The following is a 25,543-nucleotide window of genomic DNA, read 5'->3' as shown; positions in this document are numbered from 1 at the left end:
ACGCTACTCGGCCGGTGTGGAAGGGGTTTCGGGCGTGGCCGTCGCGGCCGCCCCCTCGCCTGCGCTCATGCGATACCGGCGCATCCCCAATAGTTTGGCGATCTGACGCAGACTGTCCCGCACCGGCACAACCATCGCAGCGCTCAGGCTGTCATGGGGCTGCGCGATCCGGTTGCCATGGCGGTCGCCCAGACCGAATTCAACCGTCTCCCGCTGGCGCGGGACATACAGCGTGCCGAACATCCAATCCCAGATGGCCAGAACCTCACCGTAGTTCTTGTTGTGATGACGCGGATCCAGCGAATGATGGATCTGATGCTGCGCCGGAGAGATGAAGATATGTTCGATCACCGGCCCAAAGCTCAGCCAGACATGACTGTGGCGCAGGTTGGACCCGGCAATGTTGAACAGGATGTAACACGCATTCACACCGGCAATTGTGGCCGCCGTTGGGGCCTGATCGAATACGCACAGCATCACGCCCTGCAGCCCACCGATCAGTACACCGCGCACAAAGGACGAGATCAGATCATATATCGGATGTTTGCGATACACAGTGATGGGCGTCATCACCTCGGCCGAATGGTGCAGCGAATGAAACGGCCATATGATGCGGCTTTCATGATGCACCCGGTGCACCCAATAGGTCGCGAAGTCGCCAGCCATCAGCAGCAGGATCGCAATCAGCACCGGATGCAAAGGATCTTCCGTGCCCCCGGCGCCAAACATATTGACGATGGCCAAGGCGACGATCGGGCTGAACACCACCACATTGAACATTCCAATGGCCGTAAATATCCGGTTCAGGACGAACACTTTCAGATCCACGATGTGCGACGCGTGGAAATAAATGGACTTGGGAAACAGCCACTTCACGAAAGATGTCCGCACTGCCTGTTGTCGGTAGATGATCATGCAGAGACCCAGCGTGACCAGCAAATAGACGGGCCACAACCGGCTTGTCGGACCGGCGACCACAGACAGAAATTCAGAAAGGGTGTTTGCGTACTGCTCCATGCAAACAGCCTTGGTCAACAAAGCTGTCAGCAATATGGCATTGTTTCGAAATCTTCGCGGTGGCTGGACAGCCGCAGCCGGGCTGAACGATCAATCCGGGTTTGCGATGACTCTGCTCAAGGCGCGGCCTTTGCGCATGCGTGTTTCACATGAACCAGCGCACAAGAGCCGGCACGATCAGGCTGGTCAGAAGGGCGTTCAGCGCCATGGCAATGCCGGCATAGGCACCTGCGACCTCGTTCACCTGAAACGCACGCGCCGTTCCTATGCCGTGGGCGGCCACTCCTACGGCAAATCCCCGGGCACGCCAGTCCGATATGCGAAGCATGTTCATCAGCGGCGTCACGGTGACGGCCCCGATCACACCCGTCAGAATCACCAGAACTGCCGTCAAAGTGGGAATGCCGCCAACGGCTTCGGACACCCCAAGTGCCACGGGCGCCGTTGTCGACTTGGGTGCAAGCGAAAGAATAACTTCGGTCGGCAGCGCAAACGCGCGCGCAAGCAGAATGGCCGATCCCGCCGCGACAAATGATCCGACAAACAGGGCCAGAAGAATGGGCGCAACCGAACGCTTGATCATGTCCCTGTTGTCCCACAGTGGCAACGCCAATGCGACGGTGGCGGGACCAAGAAGGAAATGAATGAACTGTGCACCTTCGAAGTAAGCAGCGTAATCCGTCTCGGTCGCCCACAGGACCGGTGCGATCAAAAGAACCGAGAAAAGAACGGGATTGGCCCAGGGTGCATTGCGCAAGGCGCGCGCAGCGGCATCGGCCGCAAGATAGGCCAGAATGGTCACTGTCAGCCATGTAAGGGGCGTCGCTGAAAGATAGCTCCAAAGATCTGCCGCGGCGTTCATTCCGGCGGCCCCCCGATCAGCTTGCTGACACCGATGAACGTGGTGACAGCCGCACACATCGCCAGAAGGGTTGATACCGTCAATATGACCAGCAGGGCGAACCAGTCATCCGCCAATACGTCGAGATTGCCAATCACCCCGACCCCTGCAGGGACGAACATCAAAGACAGGTTCGCAAGGATGACCCCAACGGTTGCGCGGATCTGCGCGGCGGCAGCGGGCCATGTCCGCAAGATCGCGATCATCAGAACCAGACCAAGAACAGGACCCGGTATCGGCAGGCCCAGACCACGTGCTGCGACCTCGCCACATAACTGACAGCCAAGAAGCAGACCCAAAGTAGGAAGCATCGTTTTCATGATACAAGCAGGCTGGCTTTGATTAAGGCCGACGGCAAGCTGAAAGGTGCTGTCAAACGGAAACAGGGAAAAGACGACACATCTCGCTTGGCGTATCTTCGCGGATCAGTCTGCTTTGGCCACCAGCCAGCCTGACACCGCTTTGCCACAGCGGATGACATCAACACGCGTGTTGATACGCCGTTAACCTCACTGGACGGCGGCTCAACCTTTTCACCGCCTGCAGGATCCGGTGCACAAGCGGAGCACACGTTGTGCACGGCATGTGCACGCAAATCATGCCGCCGAATCTCTGCAAGACAGAGCCGTTAACCAATTTCTTTGTCAGGTTAACGGGCAAAGCCCGATGATGGCCTCAAGCCTCGCTTTCCAGTTTGCCTCGGAGCTCTCGCAAAATCGGCAGCGCGGCGCGCACCTTGTCGCTGCCCAGATCGCCAACGACCTCGTTCAGCAGCGGCGTGATGGAGGATATTGCCTGATCCCGTGCGCGCCGACCCGCCGGGCTGATCGCCACCATCTTGCGTCGCGCGTCGTCCCAGTCGGGCCGGATATGCACATATCCCGCCCATTCCAGCCGGGACAGCGTGTTCGTCATCGCACCGCGCGTCACATGAAACGTCTTGGCCAGCTGTGCGGGGCTGCGTTCCTGCCCGGTAAACGCCAGATGGTTCAGAACCGAAAAATGAGAGATCTCCATCCCCTTGGGCAGCACCTTCGACAACCGGTTCCGCAACAGCTGGTCGGCGGTCAGAATCTCACTGAACAGGGTGACGGCAAGGGCGCCGGACTCTTCGGGCATTACGGATCTTCGAACGGTCTCACATGGGTCAGCGACGGCACTTTGCGCCGCGCATCGTCAACAGATGTACCATCCAGATCGAAAAAGTGAATGCCGCGCTCTGTCCCACCATCAACCAAGACCTCACCCCAGGGGGAAATCACCATAGAATGCCCATAAGTTTTGCGCTCCCGGCCGCGTGTGGCGGGATGCGTACCGGTTTGGGCCGGGGCCAGAACATAGCAGCCCGTCTCGATCGCGCGGGCCCGCAAAAGTGATTCCCAATGCGCTGCACCAGTGACCGGTGAAAAGGCCGAGGGCACCGTCAGAATGCGCGCGCCAGCCTGGGCAAGCGCCTGATACAAATAGGGAAAGCGAATGTCATAACAGATCGTCATGCCGACCGGGCCAAAGGGGGTCTGCACGATCACCGCCTTTTCCCCCGGCCGGTACCCAGCGGATTCGCGATAGGTTTCTTCCGCGCTGACCTGCACATCGAACATATGGATCTTGTCATATCGCGCGACGATCTCGCCCGACGGATCAATCATGAACGACCGGTTCGCAAAGCGCCCGTCCGGATCATCCGTCTTCACCGCAAGCGATCCGATCAGCAGCCAGATACCCAGATCCGCCGCTTGCGCGCGCAAAGCGGCCAGCGTCTTGTCATCGGCCTCATGCGCCAGAACCTCATTCTGCCGCATGCGGCTGGCCGAGACGCAATTCGTCACCTCAGGGGTCAGGATAAATTCCGCGCCGCCCGCTGCGGCATCGGCAATGAAGCCGGATGTCTGGATCAGGTTGGCCTCGGGGTCATCGCCCGACGTCAGCTGAACCAGCGCCCCCCGCATCAGGCTGCCAGCAAGCCGTCCAGCTTGCCCGCGCGCTCCAGCGCGTAAAGATCGTCACAGCCACCCACATGGACGTCCCCGATAAAGATCTGCGGCACGGTGCGCCCGCCATTGGCACGCTGGATCATCTCGGGCTTACGATCCGGATTGGCCATCACGTCGATCTCGGAAAAACGCACGCCCTTCTGCGTCAGCAGCCGCTTGGCCGCATGACAAAACCCGCAGAGCGGCGAGGTATAGATTTCAACCGGTTGCATTCTGACTGACCTTTTTGGTTCCCATCACTTGTCAGGCATTTAGGCGTCCTTTGCAACGCGCGCCAGTGCAAGCACGAAAACGTCACCGCTTCCGGCCTGCAGGCAGCACTGCGCTGCGGCTGTAAATGTCGCGCCCGAGGTCATCACATCATCGACCAGCAAAACCGGCCTGCCCCGGATCAGACCCGCCCTGCGCGGATGAACCGACATGACATCGGACAGCGCCTCAAACCGTTCGGCCACCGATTTTCGGTCCAGCGGAAGGGTGCGTTTCGGCCGGATCAGCAGATCGGGACATATCTGCGACCCTGTTTTGTCTGCCAGGGCCTGCGCCAGTGCTGCGGACTGGTTGAAGGTGCGATGAAACAGCCGCGTCCAGTGCAACGGGATCGGCGCGATCAGCGTATCGGGGCGCAGCAGATCGCCCGCCGCACGCTCCAGCCAGCCCGCTGCAGCGCGCGCCACTTCCATCCGGCCGCCGTGCTTCAGCGCAAGCACCATGCGCCGTGCGCCGTCCTGATACAGCAAGGCCGCGCGGCCCGCTTTCCAGGGGCGCGGCATCTCCATGCAGTCGTCGCATTGCACGGTCTGACCATCGGATGACCCGTGCAGCGGCAGACCGCACCCGTCACAGACCAGCCCCGTGATGAACGGCGTCTGCACCCAGCAGGACCCGCAGAGCTGGAAATCCGTATCCACAAGCGATCCGCACCCAACACAGCGGGGTGGGAAGATCACGCTTAACGCCGTTTGAAACTTGCCCTGCATCGCCTTAGGTTGCGCCCATGTCTGAACCGCCAAAACTGATTGATCGCGCAGCCCTGCGACTGCACCGCGCACGCGCGAACACGCAGGACCTGTTCCTCCACAAGGCCGCGCTGGATGAGGTGCAGGATCGTCTGGCGATGGTTAAGAAGACGTTTACCGACATCGCAATTGTCACACCCTTCCCGCAGATCTGGGAGCAGGCCTTCCCGAAGGCGGTGATTGTCGCTGATGACGACACCCTTGCGCTGAACGAAGGCGCCTTCGATCTGGTGATCCATGCCATGTGCCTGCATTGGGCGAATGATCCGGTGGGTCAGCTGATCCAATGCCGCCGCGCCCTGCGACCCGACGGGCTTTGCCTGGCCGTCAGCCTGGGCGGACAGACCCTGAACGAACTGCGCGCCGCCCTCTCTCAGGCCGAGATCGATCAGACAGGCGGGCTGTCGCCCCGTATTCTGCCCATGCCGGAAATCCGCGATCTGGGTGCTTTGCTGCAACGCGCGGGGTTTGCGTTACCAGTGGCCGATAATGCCGTGCTGAACGCCGAATACCGCGACATCTTTCACCTGATGCAGGATCTGCGCGCCATGGGCGAAACGAACGCCCTGACCGACCGGCTGCGCCATCCCACCCGGCGCAGTGTTTTTGCGCAGGCCGCCGCGCTTTATCAAAGCCACTATGCAACCTCCTCGGGCAAGACTAGGGCCAGCTTCGAACTGATCTCTCTCACCGGCTGGGCACCGTCCGAAAGTCAGCCGAAACCGCTGCGCCCGGGATCGGCCCAAGCCCGTCTGGCCGACGCACTGGGCACACATGAAACCAAGTTGCCGGATTGACCCCCGGGCAAAAGCGTTTATCTGAACGCTCAAGCAACCAATCGGAAGCCATGATGCTGGATACGACAAAGAAAGCTGTGTGCCCTGTGCATGCGCCGGAAGACCACCCACCGGTTCCGGCCGCCAAGATTGGCATTCTTCTTGCGAATCTGGGGACACCGGACAACTACGACTATTGGTCGATGCGCCGCTATCTGAATGAATTCCTGTCAGACAAGCGCGTCATCGACTATTCCGCCTGGATCTGGCAGCCGCTGCTGCAGCTGGTCATTCTGACGAAACGCCCCTTCAGCTCGGGCGCGGCCTATAAGTCGATCTGGAATGAAGAGGCGGGCGAAAGCCCTCTGATGACGATTACCAAGCAGCAAACGGCCAAGATCAAGAAAACCATGCATGACCGTCACGGCGATCAGGTCATGGTCGATTTCTGTATGCGCTATGGCAACCCGTCGACCAAGTCGAAGGTGCGCGAGATGGTCGAAGCCGGGTGCACGAAGATCCTGTTCTTCCCGCTTTACCCGCATTACGCCGGCGCAACATCAGCCACCGCGAATGACCAGTTCTTCCGCGCGCTGATGGAAGAGAAATGGCAGCCGACCACGCGCACGGTTGAACCCTATTTCGAACATCCGCTTTATATCGAAGCCTTGGCGCAGTCGATCGAACGCGCGTATGCGGACCTTGAGACGCGGCCCGATATCCTGGTGTGTTCCTATCACGGTGTGCCGAAACGGTACCTGATGGAAGGTGATCCCTACCACTGCCAGTGCCAGAAAACGACACGCCTGCTGAAAGAGCGGCTTGGCTGGGACGACACCGAAATCACCACGACCTTCCAGTCCCGCTTTGGGCCGGAAGAATGGCTGAAACCCTATACGGTGGAAGAAGTCGCCCGGCTGGCCGAAACCGGCAAGAAGAACATTGCCGTCTGCGCGCCAGCGTTCTCAGCCGATTGCATCGAAACGCTGGAAGAGATCAACGAAGAGATCAAGGAAAGCTTCGAGGAAGCCGGCGGTGAAACCTTCACCTATATTCCCTGCCTCAACGACGACGATGCACATATCGAGGCCCTGTCGGCAGTGATTGATGACAACCTGAAAGGTTGGACAGGCTAAGTCAGCCTCCAGGCAGCAGAAACAACAAAAAAAGGCGGTGGAAACCCACCGCCTTTTTCTTAAGCGTTGTGCCGTAGATTAGTCGGCTGCAACTGCAGCTGCGACCAGCAGAAGCAGGATCAGCGGCAGCAGGATGCCTTGCGACGAACCGCCGGTTTCTTCGACGATCACGGGTGCTTCAACAACCGGCTCCGACAGGTTGCCAGCATAGGCGGTCGAAGCAGCAGCAGTCATAGCAGCGGCGAGAACGAGTTTCTTCATGTTAACCTCCAAATTGGCACGGTTTGACAGAACAAACCATGCACCCAAGACTTACCTCGTACCAAGTTTGTAATCAGCATTCCCGCGCGAATGCAATTGCTTGTTCGCGATTCTCTGCGCAGCAGCGTTAAAATGTCGTCAAATTAGCAACACTTGCGTCCCCACACGGGTCATTGAGAACAATTCAGCGATATGCTCGTTGTAAAGCCCGATGCACCCGTTCGAGGATTTTCTGCCGATTTTGCGCGTATCGTGGGTGCCGTGAATGCGATAATACGTCCAGTTGAGGTAAAGAGCGTGCGTGCCCAAAGGGTTATCCGGCCCCGGCGGGATATAGGAGGGCCATTCCGGGTTGCGCTGCATCATGGACGGTGTCGGACGCCAATCAGGGCCTTCGACCTTACGCACGACACGGGCGCGGCCACGCCGCGTGAGGTCTTCGGTCAGTGGAACGGATGAAGGGTAAAGCCTGTATGTGCGACCATCCGCCCCCCAGAAATGCAGCGCTCGCGAGTCGATATCGACCAGGATCGCGCCACCCTGCAGGGTGCTGAAATACGGCCGCCAATCCAGGATCCTGAAGCCCGAGATGTTGCGCCGCACGCCCGCCACAGCCCCTTGTGCGAATGCAGGCTGGCCCAGAACAGGCGCACCGGCAAGCGCTGCACTGCCCGCCAGAAATGCGCGGCGCGACGGCCGCTTACGGGGAAATCCGCTCATCTGCCTCTCCGTTTTCTGCCGTTTTCGGCATTGTTTTGCGGATGATATGGCCCGAAAGCCTCATTTCCAAACCAAACAGACGCATGGGAACGGATTAACGGATTTGTGGGTTGGACTGGCAACGCTTCACGCGGTATCAGCAAGATCGGAAATTGGCAGAGGTCCACAATATGGTGCGTTTGGTTTCGCTTTTACTGGTTGTTGTCTTGGGTTTGGCTGCATGTACGGCCCCCAATCCTGGCAGCACTGCGGTGGGGGCTGATGGGAAGCCGCTGCCAACAGTTTATCGCATTCGCCCCGGCGACGCGGCCAAGATCCAGTTTCGCATGGTTGATTCCGTCAACGCGCTTCGCTCGGCAAGCGGGTTGACGCCGGTAGAGCTCAACAGTCAGCTGAATGCCGCCGCGGCCACTCATTCCCGCGATATGTCGGTGCAAAACCGTCCGTGGCATTTTGGGTCCGATGGCAGCTCTCCCATCGACCGGGTGCGGCGTGTGGGTTATTCCGGTGCGATGCTGGGCGAAGTGATCTCGGAAACCTACGAGACCGAGCTTGAAACACTTGCTGCCTGGATGGAAGAACCGGGCACGCGCCGCGTGATCATGGACCGGAATGCCCGCGATATCGGGTTTTCGTGGTTCCAGGAATCAAATGGCAAGATCTGGTGGACTCTGGTGATGGGCGGCGGCCAACCGTCTCTGGTAGGTCTCTGAGCCTCGATCAGGGACGGATCGTGATGACCGTCCCGTTTCTGACCATCGCATAGATCTCTTCGATTTCGCGGTTCGTCACTGCGATGCAGCCCCATGTCCAATCATCACCCAGTGATTTGCGGCGTGCCTTGAACGCGTTGGGTTGGCCATGGATGAAGATATCCCCGCCGGGTTTCTTGCCCAGCGCCCGCGCTTCGGCAAAGTCCTGCGCGTTGGGATATGATATGCCAAGCGACAGGTGGAACTGGCTGTTGGGGTTACGTCGGTCGATGATGTAGGTGCCTTCAGGCGTCTTGCCGTCCCCTTCGATCTGCTTGTCGCCGACCGGTGCAAAGCCCAGCTCGAACTCATACTCACGCAGAATTTGTTCGTTGTGCAGCAGATACATCTTGCGCGCGGCCTTGTTCACCACGATCGAGGTGACTTCGGGCCCGTTGTAGGTTTTGAACTTGCTGGGCGAACAGCCCGCGACAATCGCCGCGACAGATGTCGCTGCCAAAAGCCCGAATGTCCGACGGTTCATCATCACTGCCTCATACGCTTTTTTTGCGATCCATAGCGCGACAGGCGCGATCCGCAAAATCACTTTTTATTTTGCTGCGCCGCTAATCTTTCTTCAATGGCTTCCAGCCGAGCCAGAACCTGATCGCGATAGCTGTCTGTCGCGGCGTTGGTTTCCTCGGCATGGGCGTCCTGCATCGAATTAACGATCAGACCTACCAGAAGGTTCACCACGGCGAAGGTCGTGACCATGATGAAGGGCACAAAGAACATCCAGGCATAGGGATACACCTCCATCACCGGGCGGACGATCCCCATGGACCAGCTTTCCAAAGTCATGATCTGGAACAGCGAATAGGCACTGTCACCCAGCGATCCGAACCAGTCGGGGAAGGACTTGGCGAACAGCTTCGTCGCCATAACCGAGGCGATATAGAAAATGATCGCCATCAGAAGAAAAACCGACCCCATGCCGGGCAGTGCCGTCACAAAGCCTTCCACCACGCGCCGCAGTCGTGGTGCCACGGAAATGACGCGGAGCACCCGCAGGATGCGCAGTGCCCGCAGAACCGAAAGGCCATGCCCCGCCGGTACCAGCGCGATGCCCACGATCGCGAAGTCAAAAACATTCCAGCCACTGCGGAAGAACCGTCCGCCATGGGCGATCAGCTTCAGAACAATCTCGACCACGAAGATGCCAAGGCAAATCCGGTCGATCATCAGGATCAGCGGCCCCGCTGCTTCCATCAGGGCCGGAGAGGTCTCCATCCCCAATGTGATCGCGTTGACGATGATGACGGCAACGATCGCGTTGCCAACCCAAGGCTGCGCCAGCCACAGGGCCAGCTTTTCGCGGAAATTCATGGAGTGACTGCTCCTTACTCTTCGTTGAGTGCCATATGGGAAAGGGTGAAGCTGGCGGCAAGTTCCACATGGGCCGACCAGCGGAATTGATCGACCACCTGCACCCAATCCAGGCAATAGCCCGCCGCGATGAGCGTTTTTGCATCACGCGCAAAGGTCACCGGGTTGCAGGACACAAAAGCGATGCGCGGGATCTGCGCGGCGGCAAGCTGTTCAGTCTGCGTCTCGGCCCCGGCGCGTGGCGGGTCGATAACGGCGGCATCAAAGCCAGCCAGGTCTTCGGCAATGATCGGGTTGCGAAACAGATCGCGCGCCTCGACCGTGACGCGTTTCAGACCCGTCGCATGGCGCCAGCCTTTGTCCAGCGCGGCGGTCATGGCGCGGTCACCCTCGACCGCGTGCACTTCGGCGGTCTGCGCCAATGGCAGGGCAAACGTCCCGCAGCCGGCAAACAGATCAATGATCCGTGACGCGCCTTGGGTTGCCTCCTTGACCGCGGAGAGGAGCCGCGCTTCGCTATCCTGGGTTGCTTGCAGAAACGCTCCGGGTGGCGGTGTCACGCGCGCCGCGCCAAAGGTCTGTTCTGGATTGCGACGGGTGACGATCACTTCGTCTTCCCATGTCAGCCGCGCCAGGTCGTGACGATCTGCAATCGCAGCCAAAGTTATCTGCAGCGGTCCGTCCAGCGGCTTGCCGCCCCGCACCAGCAGGTCCAAACCCTGATCCGATTGGGTGACCGTCACAGCCATAGCGCCCTTGCGACTGGCACCAGCCATCGCCAGATCGGCAATGGCCGGTCGCGCCGCCAGAAGGTCTGGTGTCAACAGGTGGCATTCGGGGATTTCCGTGATCGTGTCCGATGCCCGCGCATGAAATCCGACCAGCACGCCCTTTTTCGTCCGCCGCGCCGCCAAGGTGGCCCGCCGCCGCGACCGGGGTGGAGAGGTATGGATGCCGCGGATATCCGCAGCGATCCCCTGCGCGTCAAGCGCCTGCCGGACCACGCCGACCTTGAAGTCTGCCACGAATGCATCCGACGCATGCTGCAACGCGCAGCCCCCGCAGGATTTGTAATGCGGGCAAGGCGGCTTCACCCGATCGTCCGAGGGCATGTCGATCCGTATATCGGTCAGCACCTTGCCGTCAAGCTGGCCCGACACGACCTCACCCGGCAGGGTGCGTGGGGCGAAAACGGGGCCTTCGGCGATCCCGTCGCCCTGATGGCCCAGCCGGATGATGGTGAATTGTTGCATCTGCCCCTTCACGCGGAACGCTGCGCCTATTCCGCAGCCTCGGTCCGGATAAACCCTCCGGACTGGCGGTTCCAGTACTGTGCGTAAAGTCCGCCCTGGGCCAACAGGTTGTCATGCGTGCCTTCTTCGACCACCTGACCCTGATCCATCACGATGATGCGGTCCATCTCGGACAGGGTCGACAGGCGGTGCGCGATGGCCAGAACGGTCTTACCTTCCATGACCCTTTCCAGCGCGGATTGGATCGACGCTTCGACCTCGCTGTCCAGGGCGCTGGTCGCCTCGTCCAGCACAAGGATGGGCGCGTCTTTCAGGATGGCGCGCGCCAGGGCAATCCGCTGGCGCTGCCCACCGGACAGTTTCACACCCCGTTCGCCCAGATGCGCGTCATACCCCTTGCGGCCCATGTGGTCGCGCAGGTCGGTGATAAATTCATGCGCTTCGGCCTTTTCGGCGGCGGCAATGATCTCCTCCTCCGAGGCATCCGGACGGCCATAGCGGATATTTTCCCGGGCCGAGCGATTGAACATCGCTGTTTCCTGCGTGACCATGCCGATATGGCGGCGCAGGCTTTCCTGCGTGACGTCCGACACGTTCTGACCGTCGATGCGAATGGCCCCGGTTTCCGCGTCATAAAGCCGGATCAGCAGGGACACGAGTGTCGACTTCCCAGCCCCCGATGCACCCACGATGCCCAGCTTTTCGCCGGGCTTAATGGTCAGCGTCACATCCTGAATGCCGCCTGCCTGCCGCCCATAGGCAAATCCGGCCGCGTCAAACGTGATTTCACCAGCCGTCACGCGCAGGTCGGTCGCGCCGGGCTTGTCGGTCATCGCATGAGCGGGGCTGAGGGTGCGCATGCCGTCCTCGATCTCGCCCAGATCGCCGTAAATGCCCATCAGCGTCCAGCTAACCCAACCGGTCATCTGCGACAGCCGGATCGACATCGCGCCAACGGCGGCCAGATCGCCGGTTGTCACGGCACCTGCATTCCACCGCAGCAACCCGTATCCCAGCATCGCCACCGGCAAAACACCGGCCAGAACGATCAGCAGAAATCTGAACCACACGGCCAGCGCGGCCCAATCGACCGCCTTCCAGCGGAACCGTTCGATGCTGTCCAGCGCAGCGCGGTCTTCATGTTCGTCATGGGCAAACAGTTTTACCGTCTTGATATTGGTGATCGTATCCACGATCTGCCCTGTCACACCGGCGCGCGCCGCAGCCCTTGCGGCCGACCGCACACGGATGCGTGGCAGGTAATAGCGCAGCAGGAAGACATAGCCCGCAAGCCACAGCAGCAGGATCGCGACCATCCCGTAATCGACCAGCCCGCTCAGAACCAGCATCCCCAGCACGGCCGAGACGGCAAAGGTGATGGCGTTCACCGTCTCCTGCGTGACCGACACGATGCTGTTGGCGGTCTGCATCTGTTTCTGCGCGATGCGGCCCGCGAAATCATCGTCAAAGAACGTCACCGACTGACCCAGCGTGTGGCGGTTCAGCCGGCTCATCACCTGGGCAAACAGATTGGGCATCACGGTGATCGACTGAAACGCCGTGGCCAGCGCGAAGAAAACAGGCCGGAACAGAACCAGCGTGGCCGCCGACAGGATCAGCAGCCAGGCGTTTTCGGCCCAGAAGCCCGCCCCGCCCGCAACCGTCGCGTCCACGATCTGGCCCAGCAGATACATGACCAACGCTTCGAAAAACCCGCCGACCGCAAAGCCCAGCGCAGCGAGGCTCAGCGCGGGCCAGCAGCCCTTCAGCGCCCACAGCATGAACCGGCCCAACTGATTGGGCGGCGGGCCATCTGCCGGGGCTTCCGGGTCAATCCGGCCCGCAAACCAATGCTTTACATCCGTCAGGGTCATTCGGCTGCATCCACATCCAGGAACCCGCCCGATTGGCGCGCCCAGAATTGCGAATATAGCCCGCCCTGCGCCAAAAGCGCGGAATGGGTGCCCTCTTCTACGATGTGGCCCTGATCCAGGACCAGAATGCGATCCATATGCGCGATGGTGGACAGGCGGTGGGCAATCGCAATCACGGTCTTACCCTCCATCATGCCATAAAGCGTTTCCTGAATGGCGGCCTCCACCTCACTGTCCAGAGCACTGGTTGCTTCGTCCAAAAGCAGGATCGGCGCATCCTTCAGGATCACGCGGGCAAGGGTCACGCGCTGACGTTGACCGCCCGACAGTTTCACACCGCGTTCGCCCACATGGGCATCGTAACCGGTGCGCCCCTGCGGATCCTCCAGATCCAGGATGAACTCGTGCGCCTGGGCCTGTTTGGCGGCGGCGATCATCATATCTTCGCTCGCATCGGGGCGACCATACAGCAGGTTTTCCCGGACCGACCGGTGAAGCAACGCACTGTCCTGCTGCACCACCCCGATCTGTTGGCGCAGGCTGTCCTGAGTGACCTTGGTGATGTCCTGCCCGTCGATTTCGATCACACCCGTTTCCGGGTCATAGAACCGCAACAGCAGCTTGACCAGGGTCGACTTACCCGCGCCCGACCGACCAATCAGACCGATCTTTTCGCCCGGTTCGATGGTCAGGCTGATCTTGTCGAGCCCACCTGCACCGCGACCGTAATGGTGGCTCAGCCCTTTCAGCTCGATCCGTCCATCGGTCAGGGCCAGCGGCTTCGCGCCCTTGTCATCGACCAGATCGATGGGTTGCGCGATCGTCTCCATCCCTTCGGCGACAACGCCCAGCTGGCGGAAGAATGTCGTCAACGCCCACATGATCCAGCCGGTCATGGCGTTCAGCCGCAGCGTCAGCGCCGTCGCCGCCGCGACAACGCCGACACTCGCCTGCCCTTGCATCCACAAGTAAATCGCCCAGCCGACAACGCCGACGATCAGCAGACCGTTCAGCATCACCAGACACATGTCCATGATGGTATAGATCCGCATTTCTGCCGCGAAGGTCTGGCGCGTGTGTTCGATCGCGTCTTTGGCGTAATCCAACTCGCGGTCGTGATGCGCGAACATCTTGACCGAATGGATGTTGGTATAGCTGTCGACGACACGGCCCGTGACGGTCGACCGCGCATCGGACGCGGCCTGCGATGCGGGGCCAACGCGCTGCACCGTCCAGCCCACCAGAATGCCATATAGGACAAACCACGCGATCAGCGGCAGCAACAGTCGCGGATCGGACGTGGTCAGCAGGATCGCCGCGCCCACCAGATAAGCGACCGAGAAGGTGATCGCGTCGAACACCTGAAACACCACCTCCCCCGCAGCCGGAGGGGTCTGCATGATCCGGTTTGCGATGCGCCCAGCAAAGTCGTTTTCGAACCAGCCAACAGACTGGCGCAGCACATGTTTATGCGACCGCCAGCGGAAAATCGTGCCAAGGTTCGGCATGATCGCGTTGTTCAGCAGCAAGACATCCAAAGCCTGAATGGCAGGCCGCAGGAACAGGATGAACACCGCCAGAATGATCAGCTCGGTCCCATGCGCGGCCCAGACCTGCGCAGGTTCTCCCGACAGCAGGTCAACCACGCGACCCATGTAATAGATCAGACCAACTTCAATCGCGGCGACTGCAACCGACAAGAGCGCCGTCCAGACAAAGAGCCTGTTGAACGGTTGCGTGTAATCCCGAATGAACGGCCACAGGCGCGTCGGCGGCACATCTTTGGCGTCATAGGGCTGATAGGGGTCGATAAGGTTTTCGAAAAAGCGAAACATGAACGGTGCTCCTGATGAGCAGAAATAGGGACAATTGCAGACAAGGGTAGCGCCAGCGCTCCCCCGTCGGTCACGGGGCGTCTGGGCTTAGTAAAACCAGATACCGTGATACATGCAGTGTCCCTCCGTCATGGATGGGGTGGGGATACGCCAGAACGGCGATCAAGTCACCCCTTTTTGTGATCCTCGGCTTTTGCCAGCAGGTCATCGCGGGTCAGGGCGAAGCCCGATGCAATCCATGCGCCTTCAAGATCCTTCAGCGCCGCGCCCAGTGCGGGGCCCTCAAAGTCCGGCATCAGATCACCAGCTTTTACCGGAAAGACCTGGGTTGCGGCGTGCCGGGCCACTTCCAGATCGCTGTCCTCAAGCGGCTGTTGCAGAAGGGCGGCGCGCAGGGCGAGTGCGGCGCAGGCATCCTCTGCCCCCATGCGATAGCCGAGTTCGGCGGGTGTCCCCTCTTCAGCGGCATGGCGCAACGCCTCGGCCCGCCGTGCATCCGCTTTGCTCAGCCGCAGTGCTTCGTCAAACCCCCGGCCCAACGCGGCGAGGCGCAAGGTCGCGTTCGCCTCGGGCCACAGATGCACCAGCGGGCCCAGTGCGGTATCATCCGCCCCCGGCAATATCGCCTGCAACACGCCGGTCTGGCGCATGCTGGCCACCGCCGGTGCAGGATCGGGGGCCGCAAGAAGCTTCATCACCTCGTGGCCGATCCGTTCCTTTGACAGGATCGCCAGCCCCTCAAGATGCTCGGCAATCGCGGCCAACGCATCGGCATCCATCCCGTGCAGCGGGTCGCCATACCACGCATGAAACCGGAAGAACCTGAGCGATCTCAGATGATCCTCGCGAATGCGATCCTCTGCCCGCCCGATGAAACGCACATGCCGCGCCTGCAGGTCTGGCAACCCGCCCAGGGGGTCGATCACCTCCCCCTCCGGGTTGGCGTAAAGCGCGTTCATGGTGAAATCCCGCCGTGCGGCATCCTCGGCCACATCGGTGGAAAAGGCGACCACGGCACGCCGTCCGTCCGTTTCCACATCGCGGCGGAAGGTCGTCACCTCATGCGGCAGACCCCCCGAGACGACCGTGACAGTCCCATGATCAATGCCGGTCGGCACCGCCTTGAGCCCGGCCTTTTCCGCCAAGACCACGACCTGTTCCGGCAGGGCATCTGTGGCAATGTCGATATCGGCCACCGGTGCCTCAAGAAACGCGTTGCGGACACAACCGCCCACAAACAGCGCCTGCGCCCCGGCATCGGTCAGCATACGGCACACGGCTTGCGTTTCGGCCCGTGCGATCCAGTCAGAAGTCAGTTTGGTCATTCACCCATCCGTGCCGCGAACCCGCGCAGGATACGCGCGGTTGCGCCCCAAATGTAATAGGGGCCGTAGGGCACAGTGAAGTAATGTCTGCGGGTTCCGCGCCAGCGACGGGATTCCACCAGATAATTCGCCGGTTCCAGAAGGTGAGAGAGCGGGGTCACAAACACCTCCTCCACCTCTCCGGGTTCTGCGATAATGTGAAACGGCGCGTCGATCAGGGCGATCACGGGTGTGACGGTAAAGCTGGTGACCGTTTCATGGCTGGGCAATGTGCCAATCACGCGCGCCGCGCCATCGGGCAGACCGATCTCTTCCCGCGCTTCGCGCAGGGCGGCGGCGACAACATCTGCGTCGCCCTCATCCTGCTTGCCGCCAGGAAAGGCGATCTGGCCCGGATGGTGTTTCAGCGCGGACGACCGTTTGGTCAGGATCACGCGCGGCTCATCGTCGAATGTGGTAATCCCCATTAACACGCCAGCGGGCCGCAAGCGCCGCCCCTGGGGCAGAACGACGTCCGGATTCAAATCGAAATCCGACGAATCGTCCCCTGGGCGGGCGATAGCGGCCCGCAGCTGTGTTTCCAGATCACTCACCTTTGGGCTGCTCTTCCGCCTCGAAGCCCAGCGTCTTTGGGTCCAGGTCGTAATGCGCGCCGCAGAATTGGCAATCTGCTGTCACGCGGCCCTCGTCAGTGGTCATCTTCTCGATATCCCGCGCGGAATAGATCGACAGGCTTTGGCGCACGCGATCTTCCGAACAGGTGCACCCAAAGCGCACCGCCTGGGCGTCATAGACGCGCGGCTGCTCTTCATGGAACAGACGCACCAGCAGATCCATCGGCGGAACCGACGGTCCGATCAGCTCCATATCCTCGACCGTGTCCAGCAGGATGTTCACACGATTCCAGTTCTCACCATCATCGCCATCCACCAGATCAGACGCCGTCAGGATATCGCCCGTGCCCTGCCCCGACGCCACAAAGGGCGAGGCTTTAGGCATGTGCTGCAACATGATGCCGCCGGCGCGCCAATGCGCGGCCTCTCCGGGTTCCTGCGACAGGCCGAAGGACAGCGAAAACCGCGTGGGCAGCTGTTCAGACTGGGCGAAATACGCTTCGGCACAAGAACTGAGCGAAGCGCCCGCCAAAGGGGTGATCCCCTGGTACGGCGCCATGCCAGTGCCCTGGTCGATCATGATTGCGAAATATCCTTCGCCCACCTGGTCGAACGGCGCGCCGTCGGTCAGCCGATCCGCGTCATAGCTGGCATAGGCGCGGATCTGCGCCGACCGGCCTTCTTCCTGCGGGGCATAATAATCGGTGGCGATCATGCGCACGGGACCCTTTGACTGGACCTGCAGCGACAGTTTCCAGCGCAGCTTGATCGTTTGCCCGATCAGCGCGGTCAGCAGGGCCATTTCCGCAACAAGCGCTTCGACCTGCGGGGGATAGTCGTGCTGTTTCAGAATACCGGACAGCACGCCATCAAGGCGCGCGACGCGGCCGCGCATATCCGACGCATCAAGTTGAAAGGGCAGGACGGTGTCGTCCCACACGATTTGAGATCCACGTGTCATGGGGTTTTCCTAGTGCCTGTGTCTTGGCATACCGCGCCTATATAAGGGCATCAAGCAGGCTGAAAAGGGCAAGGCTGGTATGATCAGACGTTTTGGCTCCCCGCGTGAGGCCGACAGGCGCTATACGCTAAGGCCCGGTGCCTATGCGGTTTTGCCGCGGGACGGGCAACTTTTGCTGACCGTCCAGATGGCGGATATCCCGGATATCCAGCTCCCCGGCGGTGGCATCGATCCCGGAGAGACGCCGATAACCGCACTGCATCGCGAAGTCTATGAGGAAACCGGCTGGCGCATTGCCACGCCGCGCCGTCTTGGGGTGTTCCGCCGCTTTGTGTTCATGCCCGAATACGACATCTGGGCCGAAAAGGTCTGCCATATCTACCTAGCCCATCCCACCCGGCAGCTTGGACCACCGGTCGAACCGGATCACGAAGTGCTTTGGGCCGCGCCGCACACCGCGGCGCAGATCCTGGGCAACGCGGGCGACCGGCATTTCGTGACACGGGCGTTTCTTTAGCTTTCCGGCCCGTGATATTCGAACAGGGTTGCCGAGATATCATCTTCGATCCCGCGATCCGGATGCATCCGCTGTGTCAGCTGCCAATACAGATCTTCCAGAAACTCACGTCCATGCGCGGTTTTGGCACCTTCGATCAAATCCAGAAGGCCATTTTCTTCCAGCATCTTACCATCGCGCATCCGGCAATCCGTCAGACCGTCGGAATAAAGAAGCAGCCGGTCACCGGGTTCCATCTGGAATTCGATCTGCTCAAAGCCTGCGTCGCTCAGAAGACCGATCGGCGCGCCACCATCGCCCAGAAATTCAACGCTCCCGTCATGGCGCAGCAGCAAGGGATGCGGATGACCGGCCTGCACCATTTTCACTCGCCCGGTTGCCAGATCAGCAACCGCATAGGCCATGGTAAAGTATTCCTCGATCCCGGTGTCGGCATCCAGACGGGTGTTCAGCCGCGCGGCCACATCCACCGGGTCGCGCAGCGCGAAACTGCCATCCGCGCCACGTTCGACACCCACATTCTGTTCCAGATGCGTACCAGAGAGATAGCTTCCCAGCCGGGCCGTCATCATGGCCGACGTGATGCCATGGCCCGACACATCCAGACTGTAAAACCCAAGGCTGTTGCGCGCCGGGGAAAACATGCCGACCAGGTCACCGCCGATATGGCCGCAAGGTTCAAACAGAAGGCTGACATGGTTCGGACCAAAATCATGGTCCAGATGCGGCACGAGTGAATTCTGAATGTTCCGCGCCTGCATCAGATCGGCGTCGATCTTGTCGTACACCTCCTGCAAACGCTCCAGCGTTTCGCGCACAACGCGGTTCGATTCGCTCAGCTCCCGCTGCATTTTCAGGATGCGATCCCCCGCCGCGATCCGGGCGCGCAACTCCTGCGGGCTGACGGGTTTTGTAAGGAAATCATCAGCCCCGGCGTTCAGACCATGCGCAACCTCATTCGATTCGCTTTTCGAGGTCAGAAGGATGAAATACCCGTAATCCCCTTCGGACATATCGCGGAAGGCCTGGCAGAATTCAGGCCCCGAAAGCCCCGGCATCATCCAATCGCTTAGCACCAGATCGGGGAACTGATGCTGACACATCGACAGCGCGGATTGCGCATCGGACGCTTCCATCACCTCATATCCCCATTTCCGAAGGGAGGCGGCGACGATCCGACGCTCCAACAAACTGTCATCGACCAGAAGCACCCGCCGCACCGACCGTGTGGAGCCCTGACCGCCCCAATATCCTTGCTGTGAACTTTTGTTTACCGACACTGTCTTCTCGCCGTTCTGCAATCAATTTGGTCAACCGTGGCAGGTAGCCCTTAAGCAGAAGTGAAGCCGCGAATTTGAATGTCTAAAATCCGCGCCTTAGCGAAGAGGTAAGGCTTTGGCCCGATCATTTCGGGCACGTGACACAAGGCCGATTGGACATGATTGACTGGGACCGGGTGAAAGACCTCCGTAACGATGTTGGCGCGGAAGACTTCGACGATATCGTCGAAATCTTCCTCGATGAGGTGGCGGATACCGCCGCAAAACTGCGCGACGCCGATACCGCTGACCTCGAAATGCTGGCGCATGCCCTGAAGAACAATGCGTTGAATCTGGGCCTGTCGCAACTGGCGGGCCTTTGCCAGGAAGGCGAAACACTGGCGCGGTCAGGTCAAGCGGTGGATACCCCCCGCATCATCGACGTCCTGGATACGTCCCTGACCGAATTCAAGGCCAGGCTGCCCGCCATGCTGGCTGATTAAGCGTTACATCAGCTTGTAAAACTCGGTCAGCTTCAGCTCGCCGAATTCACGCAGCGCCTTGGCACGCAATCCGCGCATGCCTTGCAACCACCGCTCCCGATCCATGGCGCGCATGTTGACGAATTGGGCAACCTCTTCGTGCGGCAGGATCAGAAACCGTTCCTCGGCAATGCCTTCCATCACGGTCTGCGCCACCTGCTCCGGCGTGCGCAAAGCGGGCGTATTGGCGGCGTCTTCGGCACTCAGGCCGATCAGGGGCGTCGCCACATATTGCGGGCAGATCACCGACACTTTCACCCCGTCCGGCCCGTGCGCGATCGCCAGCGATTCGGCAAAGCTGACCGCGGCATGTTTGGTTGCAGAATAGGCCGCGTCGCCAATCTGGCTTAGCAATCCGGCGGCCGAGGCCATGTTAACCAGATACCCATCCCCGCGTTCGATCATCGCAGGCAACACCGCGCGCGCAGCATAGACGTGGCTCATCACATGCACGTCCCAATTCAATTGCCAGACCTTATCGCTGGCCGAGGCCGCATGCGACGGTTCCCCGCGTCCAAGCCCGGCGTTTGACACAAAAACATCCACGGGGCCGAACCGCTTTTCCGTTTCGGCGACAACCGCCTGAATGTCAGCTTCCTGCGTCACATTGCATGCAAGGCCCAGCCCACCGACCTCATCCGCCAAAGCCTGCGCGGCATCACCATTCAGATCGGCAATCACGACCTGCGCCCCGGCAGCGGCCATGGCACGGACCAAGGCCTCCCCAATCCCGCTGGCACCGCCGGTGATGATCGCCGTTTTTCCTGACACATCCATGTCGCCCCTCCCTTAGATCACGAACTGGGCAACTGTCTCATCATTCGTGATATCGGTATAGGTGAACCCTGCGTCATCCAGATGCGCAAATAGCCGGTCAAAGTTTTCCGGGGCCGAGGTTTCGATCCCGATCAGAACCGACCCGAAATTGCGCGCGGATTTCTTCAGATATTCGAACCGCGCGATGTCGTCATCGGGGCCCAGGATGTTCAAAAATTCCTTCAGCGCACCGGGCCGCTGAGGCAGGCGCAGAATGAAGTATTTCTTGGTACCGGAGTATCGCTGCGCACGTTCCTTCACTTCGGGCAGGCGTTCGAAATCGAAATTCCCGCCCGAGGTCACGGCCACAACCGTCTTGCCCCGCACCTGCCGGGCGATGTCGCCCAGCGCCTCGATCGCCAGGGCGCCTGCGGGCTCGAGAACGATGCCTTCGACATTCAGCATCTCGATAATGGTGGTGCAAATGCGATCCTCGCTCAGAACCAGCGCATCGCGAATGGGCGTGTTCTTCAGCAATTCAAACGTCCGTTCCCCGATCCGGCCTACTGCGGCACCATCAACGAAGGTATCGACCTTCTCAAGCTGGACCGGATGGCCCGCTGCCAAAGCTGCGCGCAGGCAGGCACCGCCTTTCGGCTCCACAAAAAAGGGATATGTCCGGTCCCCGAAATAGGTCGCCACACCCGACGACATGCCGCCCCCACCCACGGGCAATACGATGTAGTCAGGCGCGCGGCCCAATTGCTCTTCAATCTCCACCGCGACCGAAGCCTGCCCTTCGATCACATCCGGATCATCGAACGGCGAAAGGAAGTGCCCACCCTTGTCCGCCGCATAGGCCTGGGCCGAGGCCAGCGTGTCATCAAAGTAATCGCCCGTCAGAATGATCTCGACCTGATCGCCACCGAACATCCGTGTTTTCTGGATCTTCTGCTGGGGCGTTGTCACCGGCATGAAGATCACACCATGCACACTGAAATGCTTGCACATGTAAGCAACGCCCTGGGCATGATTGCCAGCACTGGCGCAGACAAACAGCTTTTGGTCCGGCAGCTTGCGCATCGCATTGAACGCCCCGCGCAGCTTGTAGGATCGGACCGGGCTCAGATCCTCGCGTTTCAGCCAGATGTCGGCACCGAACCGTTCCGACAGATGCGCATTCAGCTGCAGCGGCGTCGGGTCGAACACAGCGCGCATTTCCTGTGTGGCCGCACGGGCCTTGTCGCGAAAATCAGTCATCCATCTTCTGTGGCGCAGCCAGCGCATCAAAGCAAGCCACGCATATCTTGTTCACCGCCGCAAAACCCGGTAACAGCCAGCCGTCATATGCCAAGAAGGAACCATCCCATGTCCGCGCCCAAGAAAGTTGTCCTCGCCTATTCCGGTGGTCTGGATACCTCGATCATTCTGAAATGGCTGCAGACGGAATATGGCTGCGAGGTGGTCACCTTCACCGCAGATCTGGGCCAGGGGGAAGAGCTTGAGCCAGCGCGCGAAAAGGCCCTGATGCTCGGCATCCCGGCCGAGAACATTTATATCGAAGATGTACGCGAGGAATTCGTCCGCGACTTCGTGTTCCCGATGTTCCGCGCCAACGCGGTTTACGAGGGGCTCTATCTTCTGGGCACCTCCATCGCGCGGCCGCTAATCTCCAAACGCTTGGTTGAGATCGCGGCAGAAACCGGGGCCGACGCTGTCGCCCACGGCGCGACCGGGAAAGGCAACGATCAGGTGCGCTTCGAACTGTCAGCCTATGCGCTGAACCCCGAGATCAAGGTGATCGCGCCTTGGCGGGAATGGGATCTGACCTCCCGCACGAAGCTGATCGACTTCGCCGAAAAGAACCAAATCCCGATCGCCAAAGACAAGCGTGGCGAAGCACCGTTTTCGGTCGATGCTAACCTTCTGCACACCTCGTCTGAGGGTAAGGTTCTGGAAGACCCGGCCGAGATGGCGCCAGACTATGTCTACCAGCGCACCGTGCACCCGGAGGATGCGCCCGACACGCCGGAATACGTAGAAATCGGTTTCGAAAAAGGCGACGCCGTGTCAATCAATGGCGAGGCGATGTCGCCCGCCACGATCCTGACCAAGCTGAACGAACTGGGCGGCAAACACGGCTGTGGCCGGTTGGACCTGGTCGAAGGTCGTTTCGTCGGCATGAAATCCCGCGGCATCTATGAAACCCCTGGCGGCACCCTGCTGCTGGAAGCGCATCGCGGTATCGAATCCATCACGCTGGACCGCGGCGCGGCGCATCTGAAAGACGAACTGATGCCGCGCTATGCCGAACTGATCTATAACGGCTTCTGGTACTCCCCCGAACGCGAAATGCTGCAGGCCGCGATTGACGCGAGCCAGACCCACGTGACCGGCACTGTGCGTCTGAAGCTTTACAAAGGCAGCGCGCGCTGTGTGGGTCGCTGGTCCGATCACAGCCTCTATTCCGAAGCGCATGTGACGTTTGAGGAAGATGCAGGCGCATATGACCAGAAGGACGCCGCCGGGTTTATCCAACTGAACGCCCTTCGCCTGAAACTTCTGGCCGCGCGAAATCGGCGGCTGGGGTGATGGGATCGCGCCGCCGCATCGTCTGGCCGACGGTCGCTGGCGCGCTCTTTAGTCTTGCGATCGGGGGCAGTTTTTTCGCTTTCGGCGTGTGGCAGGTTTGGACGACACAGAACTTCCTGAACGACGCGCAGGAAGTTCGTGCAACTGTGATCGAAAACGGCGAAAGCTGTGACGACGACGGCTGCACCTATTGGCCGACCCTGTCGGTGGATGCGGGCTCCGACCAACCGCAGGAAATGAGGACGCAGTTCGGATCATCCATGTACCAAACATCCGATGGTCAAACGATCGACGTTCTCTACAACCCGGCATATTCCTATGTTCGCATGCCGGGCGGGGAGGAGCTTTGGTTGCTTGGCCTCGCCGCGATCTTCTTCGGCGGGCTTGGATTATTGATCTGCGCCGTCGCCGTCTGGTCCGGTTTAACCGAACGGGTCAAAGACGACGACTGACCTCACAGGCGCAAACAATGCCTGCGCAGGGCGTCGTAAAAAGGCATGGCCTGAACGCATAACGCGGCCATATCAGGCTCTAACTTGGGCAAATCGCCCTCTGCCTCGGCAAAACCGGTCGATCGGTGCACAGCGCCATACCAATGCGCGGCCCAGACACCGTCAAAAGATTTCGGCCCGGCCTCCCATCGCAACATCGCGGGATCCCACGGCAGGTCAATCGCTTCACATAACTTGCGCAACGCAGCCTCGGGGTTCTGGCGTATATCAAAACTGTCGATCACAGGGCCAGGAAGCGTTTCGTAGAACTCCACCTGCTGGCGAAATCCAATATCATCCAGCGTGGGCTGTTCGCGTTTCGCGGCATAGCTGGCGATCACGCGGGCCGGATGGCGGATCAGGTGCACGTTCACGCAGTCCTTCGCCCAGTCCAAAGGGAAGCCGTCCAGCATGTGAAGCGGCATGTGCTTCATATAGAAATGCGGTTTTTCCTGCGGAATAGAGCCTGAAATCGCCCGCGCAACCACATGAGGATCCGTTTCATGCGCGGCAATGATCTCATCCCGCATCGGATGATCCAAACCGCTGTGTTTCAGGTAAGCCGCGTAAAACGGCTCGTCCCAAACGGCGAAATCATCCCGTGCCGCAAAGGCATACATCATCGCCGTCGACAGATTGCGCGGCCCGGACCACATCGCGATGCGCATCAGGCGCATTCCCGTTCGATCAGGTCCTTATACAGCGCCCGGATGCGTTTGGTCATCGGGCCCATCTGCCCATCCCCGATCTGCCGTCCATCAATCTCACCCACAGGGGTCTGCGCGCCGAACGTGCCGGTCAGAAAAGCTTCATCCGCGCTGTAGGTATCGACCAGCGAATAGTTCCGTTCGAAAACCGGGATGTCGTTCGCGCGGCACAGGTCGATCACCTTTTGTCGGGTGATCCCGTTCATGCAGTAATCCCCGGTCGAGGTCCAAACCTCCCCCTTTTTCACGACAAAGAAGTTACAGGCATTGGTCGTGTTCACGAACCCATGCACGTCCAGCATCAGCGCCTCGTCCGCGCCGGCTTTTTCCGCCGCGATGCAGGCTAGGATGCAGTTCAGCTTTGAATGAGAGTTCAGCTTGGGATCCTGGGTCATTGGCAAGCCACGCAGATGCGGCACCGTTGCCAAACGGATCGGCCGGGGGATCGAGGGCTTGGAATGCTCCATGATGATCACGAAAGTCGGTCCCGACTGGCTGAGCGCCGGATGCTGGAAGGGTCGCACCTTCACACCCCGCGTCACCATCAATCGCGCATGAGCATCGGTGGTCATGCCATTGGCATTTTGCGTCTCTAACAAGGCAGAAATCACGCCGTCGCGGTCCAGACCGATATCCAGATCAATGGCTTTCGCGGCCTCGAACAGCCGGTCGATATGTTCGTCCAGAAAGGCCCAGCGCCCGTTATAAAGCCGCAGCCCCTCCCAAACGCCATCGCCCAACATGAAGCCGCTATCATAAACACTGACCGTCGCCTGCGCCTTGGGCACAACCCGGCCATTCACGTAAATCAGGATGTCTTCGTTGCGCGCATCCTCTTCCGCCTGATGTGTGGTGACGTGATCTGTCATGGCCCCCTCCGTTTCGCGACGAACGCTAGGCCCGGCGCGCGGAAAG

Annotated in this window: 29 protein-coding genes; 7 read left to right on the top strand and 22 right to left on the bottom strand. The window is 60.2% G+C overall.

Features of this window, described 5'->3' with window-relative positions; all coding sequences use genetic code 11:
* Positions 1-3: 3 nt before the first annotated feature.
* From TR61_RS05665 to TR61_RS05635, 7 genes are all read right to left on the bottom strand, one after another.
* Positions 4-1,017, bottom strand: a complete 1,014-nt coding sequence (locus TR61_RS05665; protein WP_050928909.1) for a sterol desaturase family protein — start codon at positions 1,015-1,017, stop codon at positions 4-6.
* Between the two features lie 145 nt (positions 1,018-1,162).
* A complete protein-coding gene (locus TR61_RS05660) occupies positions 1,163-1,879 on the bottom strand; it encodes an LrgB family protein (RefSeq protein WP_050928908.1) in 717 nt (238 codons plus the stop codon).
* On the bottom strand, positions 1,876-2,238 hold the full coding sequence (locus tag TR61_RS05655; RefSeq protein WP_245626827.1) for a CidA/LrgA family protein: 363 nt from the start codon (positions 2,236-2,238) through the stop codon (positions 1,876-1,878). Before TR61_RS05655 ends, TR61_RS05660 begins: the two co-directional genes overlap by 4 nt.
* A 355-nt stretch (positions 2,239-2,593) precedes the next feature.
* Entirely contained in the window at positions 2,594-3,037 is a 444-nt protein-coding gene (locus TR61_RS05650; protein WP_050928906.1) for a MarR family winged helix-turn-helix transcriptional regulator, read from the bottom strand.
* Positions 3,037-3,867 carry a carbon-nitrogen hydrolase family protein gene (locus TR61_RS05645; protein ID WP_050928904.1) on the bottom strand — a complete coding sequence of 277 codons (831 nt, stop codon included), beginning with the start codon at positions 3,865-3,867 and terminating at the stop codon, positions 3,037-3,039. The genes TR61_RS05650 and TR61_RS05645 overlap by 1 nt, the downstream gene beginning before the upstream one ends.
* Positions 3,867-4,124, bottom strand: coding sequence for a glutaredoxin 3 (gene grxC, locus TR61_RS05640; protein ID WP_050928901.1), 258 nt, complete (start codon positions 4,122-4,124; stop codon positions 3,867-3,869). The genes TR61_RS05645 and grxC overlap by 1 nt, the downstream gene beginning before the upstream one ends.
* A gap of 39 nt (positions 4,125-4,163) precedes the next feature.
* Positions 4,164-4,892 carry a double zinc ribbon domain-containing protein gene (locus TR61_RS05635; RefSeq protein WP_050928899.1) on the bottom strand — a complete coding sequence of 243 codons (729 nt, stop codon included), beginning with the start codon at positions 4,890-4,892 and terminating at the stop codon, positions 4,164-4,166.
* Between the two features lie 17 nt (positions 4,893-4,909).
* Between TR61_RS05635 and TR61_RS05630 the strand changes: the two genes are divergently transcribed.
* Together TR61_RS05630 and hemH are read left to right on the top strand one after the other, a co-directional pair.
* Complete coding sequence (locus TR61_RS05630; RefSeq protein WP_050928897.1) at positions 4,910-5,728, top strand: methyltransferase domain-containing protein; 819 nt, start codon at positions 4,910-4,912, stop codon at positions 5,726-5,728.
* 53 nt (positions 5,729-5,781) lie between these two features.
* A complete protein-coding gene (gene hemH / locus TR61_RS05625) occupies positions 5,782-6,843 on the top strand; it encodes a ferrochelatase (RefSeq protein ID WP_050928972.1) in 1,062 nt (353 codons plus the stop codon).
* A gap of 78 nt (positions 6,844-6,921) precedes the next feature.
* Here hemH and TR61_RS05620 read toward each other — a convergent pair whose 3' ends face one another.
* Positions 6,922-7,104, bottom strand: coding sequence for a hypothetical protein (locus tag TR61_RS05620; protein ID WP_050928895.1), 183 nt, complete (start codon positions 7,102-7,104; stop codon positions 6,922-6,924).
* Positions 7,105-7,242: 138 nt separating this feature from the next.
* The gene (locus TR61_RS05615; protein ID WP_050928892.1) at positions 7,243-7,824 is read right to left on the bottom strand and encodes a L,D-transpeptidase; all 582 of its coding nucleotides are present in this window, start codon (positions 7,822-7,824) and stop codon (positions 7,243-7,245) included.
* Between the two features lie 170 nt (positions 7,825-7,994).
* Between TR61_RS05615 and dalA the strand changes: the two genes are divergently transcribed.
* Positions 7,995-8,537 carry a divisome-associated lipoprotein DalA gene (gene dalA / locus TR61_RS05610; protein WP_050928890.1) on the top strand — a complete coding sequence of 181 codons (543 nt, stop codon included), beginning with the start codon at positions 7,995-7,997 and terminating at the stop codon, positions 8,535-8,537.
* Between the two features lie 7 nt (positions 8,538-8,544).
* On the opposite strand, the gene TR61_RS05605 is transcribed toward dalA, so the two are convergent.
* The 8 genes from TR61_RS05605 to hslO all read right to left on the bottom strand — a co-directional run bounded on the left by TR61_RS05605 (position 8,545) and on the right by hslO (position 17,764).
* The gene (locus tag TR61_RS05605) at positions 8,545-9,060 is read right to left on the bottom strand and encodes a L,D-transpeptidase family protein (RefSeq protein ID WP_050928971.1); all 516 of its coding nucleotides are present in this window, start codon (positions 9,058-9,060) and stop codon (positions 8,545-8,547) included.
* A 59-nt stretch (positions 9,061-9,119) separates the two neighbouring features.
* Positions 9,120-9,902 carry an ion transporter gene (locus TR61_RS05600; protein WP_050928888.1) on the bottom strand — a complete coding sequence of 261 codons (783 nt, stop codon included), beginning with the start codon at positions 9,900-9,902 and terminating at the stop codon, positions 9,120-9,122.
* 14 nt (positions 9,903-9,916) lie between these two features.
* Positions 9,917-11,155, bottom strand: coding sequence for a class I SAM-dependent RNA methyltransferase (locus TR61_RS05595; protein ID WP_050928885.1), 1,239 nt, complete (start codon positions 11,153-11,155; stop codon positions 9,917-9,919).
* Between the two features lie 26 nt (positions 11,156-11,181).
* Positions 11,182-13,029 (bottom strand): ABC transporter ATP-binding protein, encoded by a 1,848-nt coding sequence (locus tag TR61_RS05590; protein ID WP_050928882.1) that lies wholly within the window; start codon positions 13,027-13,029, stop codon positions 11,182-11,184.
* Positions 13,026-14,864 (bottom strand): ABC transporter ATP-binding protein, encoded by a 1,839-nt coding sequence (locus TR61_RS05585; RefSeq protein WP_050928879.1) that lies wholly within the window; start codon positions 14,862-14,864, stop codon positions 13,026-13,028. Before TR61_RS05585 ends, TR61_RS05590 begins: the two co-directional genes overlap by 4 nt.
* A gap of 167 nt (positions 14,865-15,031) precedes the next feature.
* Positions 15,032-16,189 (bottom strand): CCA tRNA nucleotidyltransferase, encoded by a 1,158-nt coding sequence (locus TR61_RS05580; protein ID WP_050928876.1) that lies wholly within the window; start codon positions 16,187-16,189, stop codon positions 15,032-15,034.
* Positions 16,186-16,782 carry a CoA pyrophosphatase gene (locus TR61_RS05575; protein WP_050928874.1) on the bottom strand — a complete coding sequence of 199 codons (597 nt, stop codon included), beginning with the start codon at positions 16,780-16,782 and terminating at the stop codon, positions 16,186-16,188. The genes TR61_RS05580 and TR61_RS05575 overlap by 4 nt, the downstream gene beginning before the upstream one ends.
* Positions 16,775-17,764, bottom strand: coding sequence for an Hsp33 family molecular chaperone HslO (gene hslO, locus TR61_RS05570; RefSeq protein ID WP_050928872.1), 990 nt, complete (start codon positions 17,762-17,764; stop codon positions 16,775-16,777). Before hslO ends, TR61_RS05575 begins: the two co-directional genes overlap by 8 nt.
* A gap of 79 nt (positions 17,765-17,843) precedes the next feature.
* Here hslO and TR61_RS05565 point away from each other — a divergent pair, with 79 nt between their 5' ends.
* Positions 17,844-18,281: an NUDIX hydrolase gene (locus TR61_RS05565; protein ID WP_050928870.1), complete on the top strand. Its 438-nt coding sequence runs from the start codon at positions 17,844-17,846 to the stop codon at positions 18,279-18,281.
* Here the strand turns inward: TR61_RS05565 and TR61_RS05560 are convergent.
* Positions 18,278-19,561, bottom strand: a complete 1,284-nt coding sequence (locus TR61_RS05560) for a PP2C family protein-serine/threonine phosphatase (RefSeq protein WP_050928868.1) — start codon at positions 19,559-19,561, stop codon at positions 18,278-18,280. The genes TR61_RS05565 and TR61_RS05560 overlap by 4 nt on opposite strands.
* Before the next feature lie 158 nt (positions 19,562-19,719).
* Here TR61_RS05560 and TR61_RS05555 point away from each other — a divergent pair, with 158 nt between their 5' ends.
* On the top strand, positions 19,720-20,043 hold the full coding sequence (locus TR61_RS05555; protein ID WP_050928865.1) for an Hpt domain-containing protein: 324 nt from the start codon (positions 19,720-19,722) through the stop codon (positions 20,041-20,043).
* A gap of 3 nt (positions 20,044-20,046) precedes the next feature.
* On the opposite strand, the gene TR61_RS05550 is transcribed toward TR61_RS05555, so the two are convergent.
* On the bottom strand, positions 20,047-20,859 hold the full coding sequence (locus tag TR61_RS05550; protein WP_050928863.1) for an SDR family oxidoreductase: 813 nt from the start codon (positions 20,857-20,859) through the stop codon (positions 20,047-20,049).
* Between the two features lie 12 nt (positions 20,860-20,871).
* Positions 20,872-22,098, bottom strand: coding sequence for a threonine ammonia-lyase IlvA (gene ilvA, locus TR61_RS05545; protein WP_050928861.1), 1,227 nt, complete (start codon positions 22,096-22,098; stop codon positions 20,872-20,874).
* A 108-nt stretch (positions 22,099-22,206) separates the two neighbouring features.
* On the opposite strand from ilvA, the gene TR61_RS05540 reads away from it, so the two are divergent.
* Positions 22,207-23,430, top strand: a complete 1,224-nt coding sequence (locus TR61_RS05540; RefSeq protein ID WP_050928859.1) for an argininosuccinate synthase — start codon at positions 22,207-22,209, stop codon at positions 23,428-23,430.
* Positions 23,430-23,882, top strand: coding sequence for a DUF3592 domain-containing protein (locus TR61_RS05535; protein ID WP_050928856.1), 453 nt, complete (start codon positions 23,430-23,432; stop codon positions 23,880-23,882). The genes TR61_RS05540 and TR61_RS05535 overlap by 1 nt, the downstream gene beginning before the upstream one ends.
* Before the next feature lie 2 nt (positions 23,883-23,884).
* Here TR61_RS05535 and TR61_RS05530 read toward each other — a convergent pair whose 3' ends face one another.
* Both TR61_RS05530 and TR61_RS05525 read right to left on the bottom strand, forming a co-directional pair.
* The gene (locus TR61_RS05530) at positions 23,885-24,589 is read right to left on the bottom strand and encodes a sulfotransferase-like domain-containing protein (RefSeq protein ID WP_050928970.1); all 705 of its coding nucleotides are present in this window, start codon (positions 24,587-24,589) and stop codon (positions 23,885-23,887) included.
* On the bottom strand, positions 24,589-25,497 hold the full coding sequence (locus TR61_RS05525; RefSeq protein WP_050928854.1) for a D-amino acid aminotransferase: 909 nt from the start codon (positions 25,495-25,497) through the stop codon (positions 24,589-24,591). The genes TR61_RS05530 and TR61_RS05525 overlap by 1 nt, the downstream gene beginning before the upstream one ends.
* Between the last annotated feature and the right edge of the window lie 46 nt (positions 25,498-25,543).

The organism is Aestuariivita boseongensis, assembly GCF_001262635.1.
Lineage (GTDB): Bacteria > Pseudomonadota > Alphaproteobacteria > Rhodobacterales > Rhodobacteraceae > Aestuariivita > Aestuariivita boseongensis.
The sequence above is the reverse complement of the archived record's forward strand: the minus strand, read 5'-3'. Positions and strand labels throughout refer to the sequence as shown.

Excerpts from the sequence above, each read along its gene's own strand:
- TR61_RS05660 (WP_050928908.1), bottom strand. The coding sequence starts at position 1,879 with ATGAACGCCGCGGCAGATCTTTGGAGCTATCTTTCAGCGACGCCCCTT.
- TR61_RS05555 (WP_050928865.1), top strand. The coding sequence starts at position 19,720 with ATGATTGACTGGGACCGGGTGAAAGACCTCCGTAACGATGTTGGCGCG.
- TR61_RS05595 (WP_050928885.1), bottom strand. The coding sequence starts at position 11,155 with ATGCAACAATTCACCATCATCCGGCTGGGCCATCAGGGCGACGGGATC.
- TR61_RS05590 (WP_050928882.1), bottom strand. The coding sequence starts at position 13,029 with ATGACCCTGACGGATGTAAAGCATTGGTTTGCGGGCCGGATTGACCCG.
- TR61_RS05665 (WP_050928909.1), bottom strand. The coding sequence starts at position 1,017 with ATGGAGCAGTACGCAAACACCCTTTCTGAATTTCTGTCTGTGGTCGCC.
- ilvA (WP_050928861.1), bottom strand. The coding sequence starts at position 22,098 with ATGACTGATTTTCGCGACAAGGCCCGTGCGGCCACACAGGAAATGCGC.
- TR61_RS05540 (WP_050928859.1), top strand. The coding sequence starts at position 22,207 with ATGTCCGCGCCCAAGAAAGTTGTCCTCGCCTATTCCGGTGGTCTGGAT.
- TR61_RS05655 (WP_245626827.1), bottom strand. The coding sequence starts at position 2,238 with ATGAAAACGATGCTTCCTACTTTGGGTCTGCTTCTTGGCTGTCAGTTA.
- TR61_RS05650 (WP_050928906.1), bottom strand. The coding sequence starts at position 3,037 with ATGCCCGAAGAGTCCGGCGCCCTTGCCGTCACCCTGTTCAGTGAGATT.
- TR61_RS05585 (WP_050928879.1), bottom strand. The coding sequence starts at position 14,864 with ATGTTTCGCTTTTTCGAAAACCTTATCGACCCCTATCAGCCCTATGAC.
- TR61_RS05635 (WP_050928899.1), bottom strand. The coding sequence starts at position 4,892 with ATGCAGGGCAAGTTTCAAACGGCGTTAAGCGTGATCTTCCCACCCCGC.
- TR61_RS05645 (WP_050928904.1), bottom strand. The coding sequence starts at position 3,867 with ATGCGGGGGGCGCTGGTTCAGCTGACGTCGGGCGATGACCCCGAGGCC.
- hemH (WP_050928972.1), top strand. The coding sequence starts at position 5,782 with ATGCTGGATACGACAAAGAAAGCTGTGTGCCCTGTGCATGCGCCGGAA.
- TR61_RS05535 (WP_050928856.1), top strand. The coding sequence starts at position 23,430 with ATGGGATCGCGCCGCCGCATCGTCTGGCCGACGGTCGCTGGCGCGCTC.
- hslO (WP_050928872.1), bottom strand. The coding sequence starts at position 17,764 with ATGACACGTGGATCTCAAATCGTGTGGGACGACACCGTCCTGCCCTTT.
- TR61_RS05550 (WP_050928863.1), bottom strand. The coding sequence starts at position 20,859 with ATGGATGTGTCAGGAAAAACGGCGATCATCACCGGCGGTGCCAGCGGG.
- TR61_RS05615 (WP_050928892.1), bottom strand. The coding sequence starts at position 7,824 with ATGAGCGGATTTCCCCGTAAGCGGCCGTCGCGCCGCGCATTTCTGGCG.
- TR61_RS05580 (WP_050928876.1), bottom strand. The coding sequence starts at position 16,189 with ATGACCAAACTGACTTCTGACTGGATCGCACGGGCCGAAACGCAAGCC.
- TR61_RS05525 (WP_050928854.1), bottom strand. The coding sequence starts at position 25,497 with ATGACAGATCACGTCACCACACATCAGGCGGAAGAGGATGCGCGCAAC.
- TR61_RS05605 (WP_050928971.1), bottom strand. The coding sequence starts at position 9,060 with ATGAACCGTCGGACATTCGGGCTTTTGGCAGCGACATCTGTCGCGGCG.
- grxC (WP_050928901.1), bottom strand. The coding sequence starts at position 4,124 with ATGCAACCGGTTGAAATCTATACCTCGCCGCTCTGCGGGTTTTGTCAT.
- TR61_RS05620 (WP_050928895.1), bottom strand. The coding sequence starts at position 7,104 with ATGAAGAAACTCGTTCTCGCCGCTGCTATGACTGCTGCTGCTTCGACC.
- TR61_RS05530 (WP_050928970.1), bottom strand. The coding sequence starts at position 24,589 with ATGCGCATCGCGATGTGGTCCGGGCCGCGCAATCTGTCGACGGCGATG.
- dalA (WP_050928890.1), top strand. The coding sequence starts at position 7,995 with ATGGTGCGTTTGGTTTCGCTTTTACTGGTTGTTGTCTTGGGTTTGGCT.
- TR61_RS05630 (WP_050928897.1), top strand. The coding sequence starts at position 4,910 with ATGTCTGAACCGCCAAAACTGATTGATCGCGCAGCCCTGCGACTGCAC.
- TR61_RS05565 (WP_050928870.1), top strand. The coding sequence starts at position 17,844 with ATGATCAGACGTTTTGGCTCCCCGCGTGAGGCCGACAGGCGCTATACG.
- TR61_RS05600 (WP_050928888.1), bottom strand. The coding sequence starts at position 9,902 with ATGAATTTCCGCGAAAAGCTGGCCCTGTGGCTGGCGCAGCCTTGGGTT.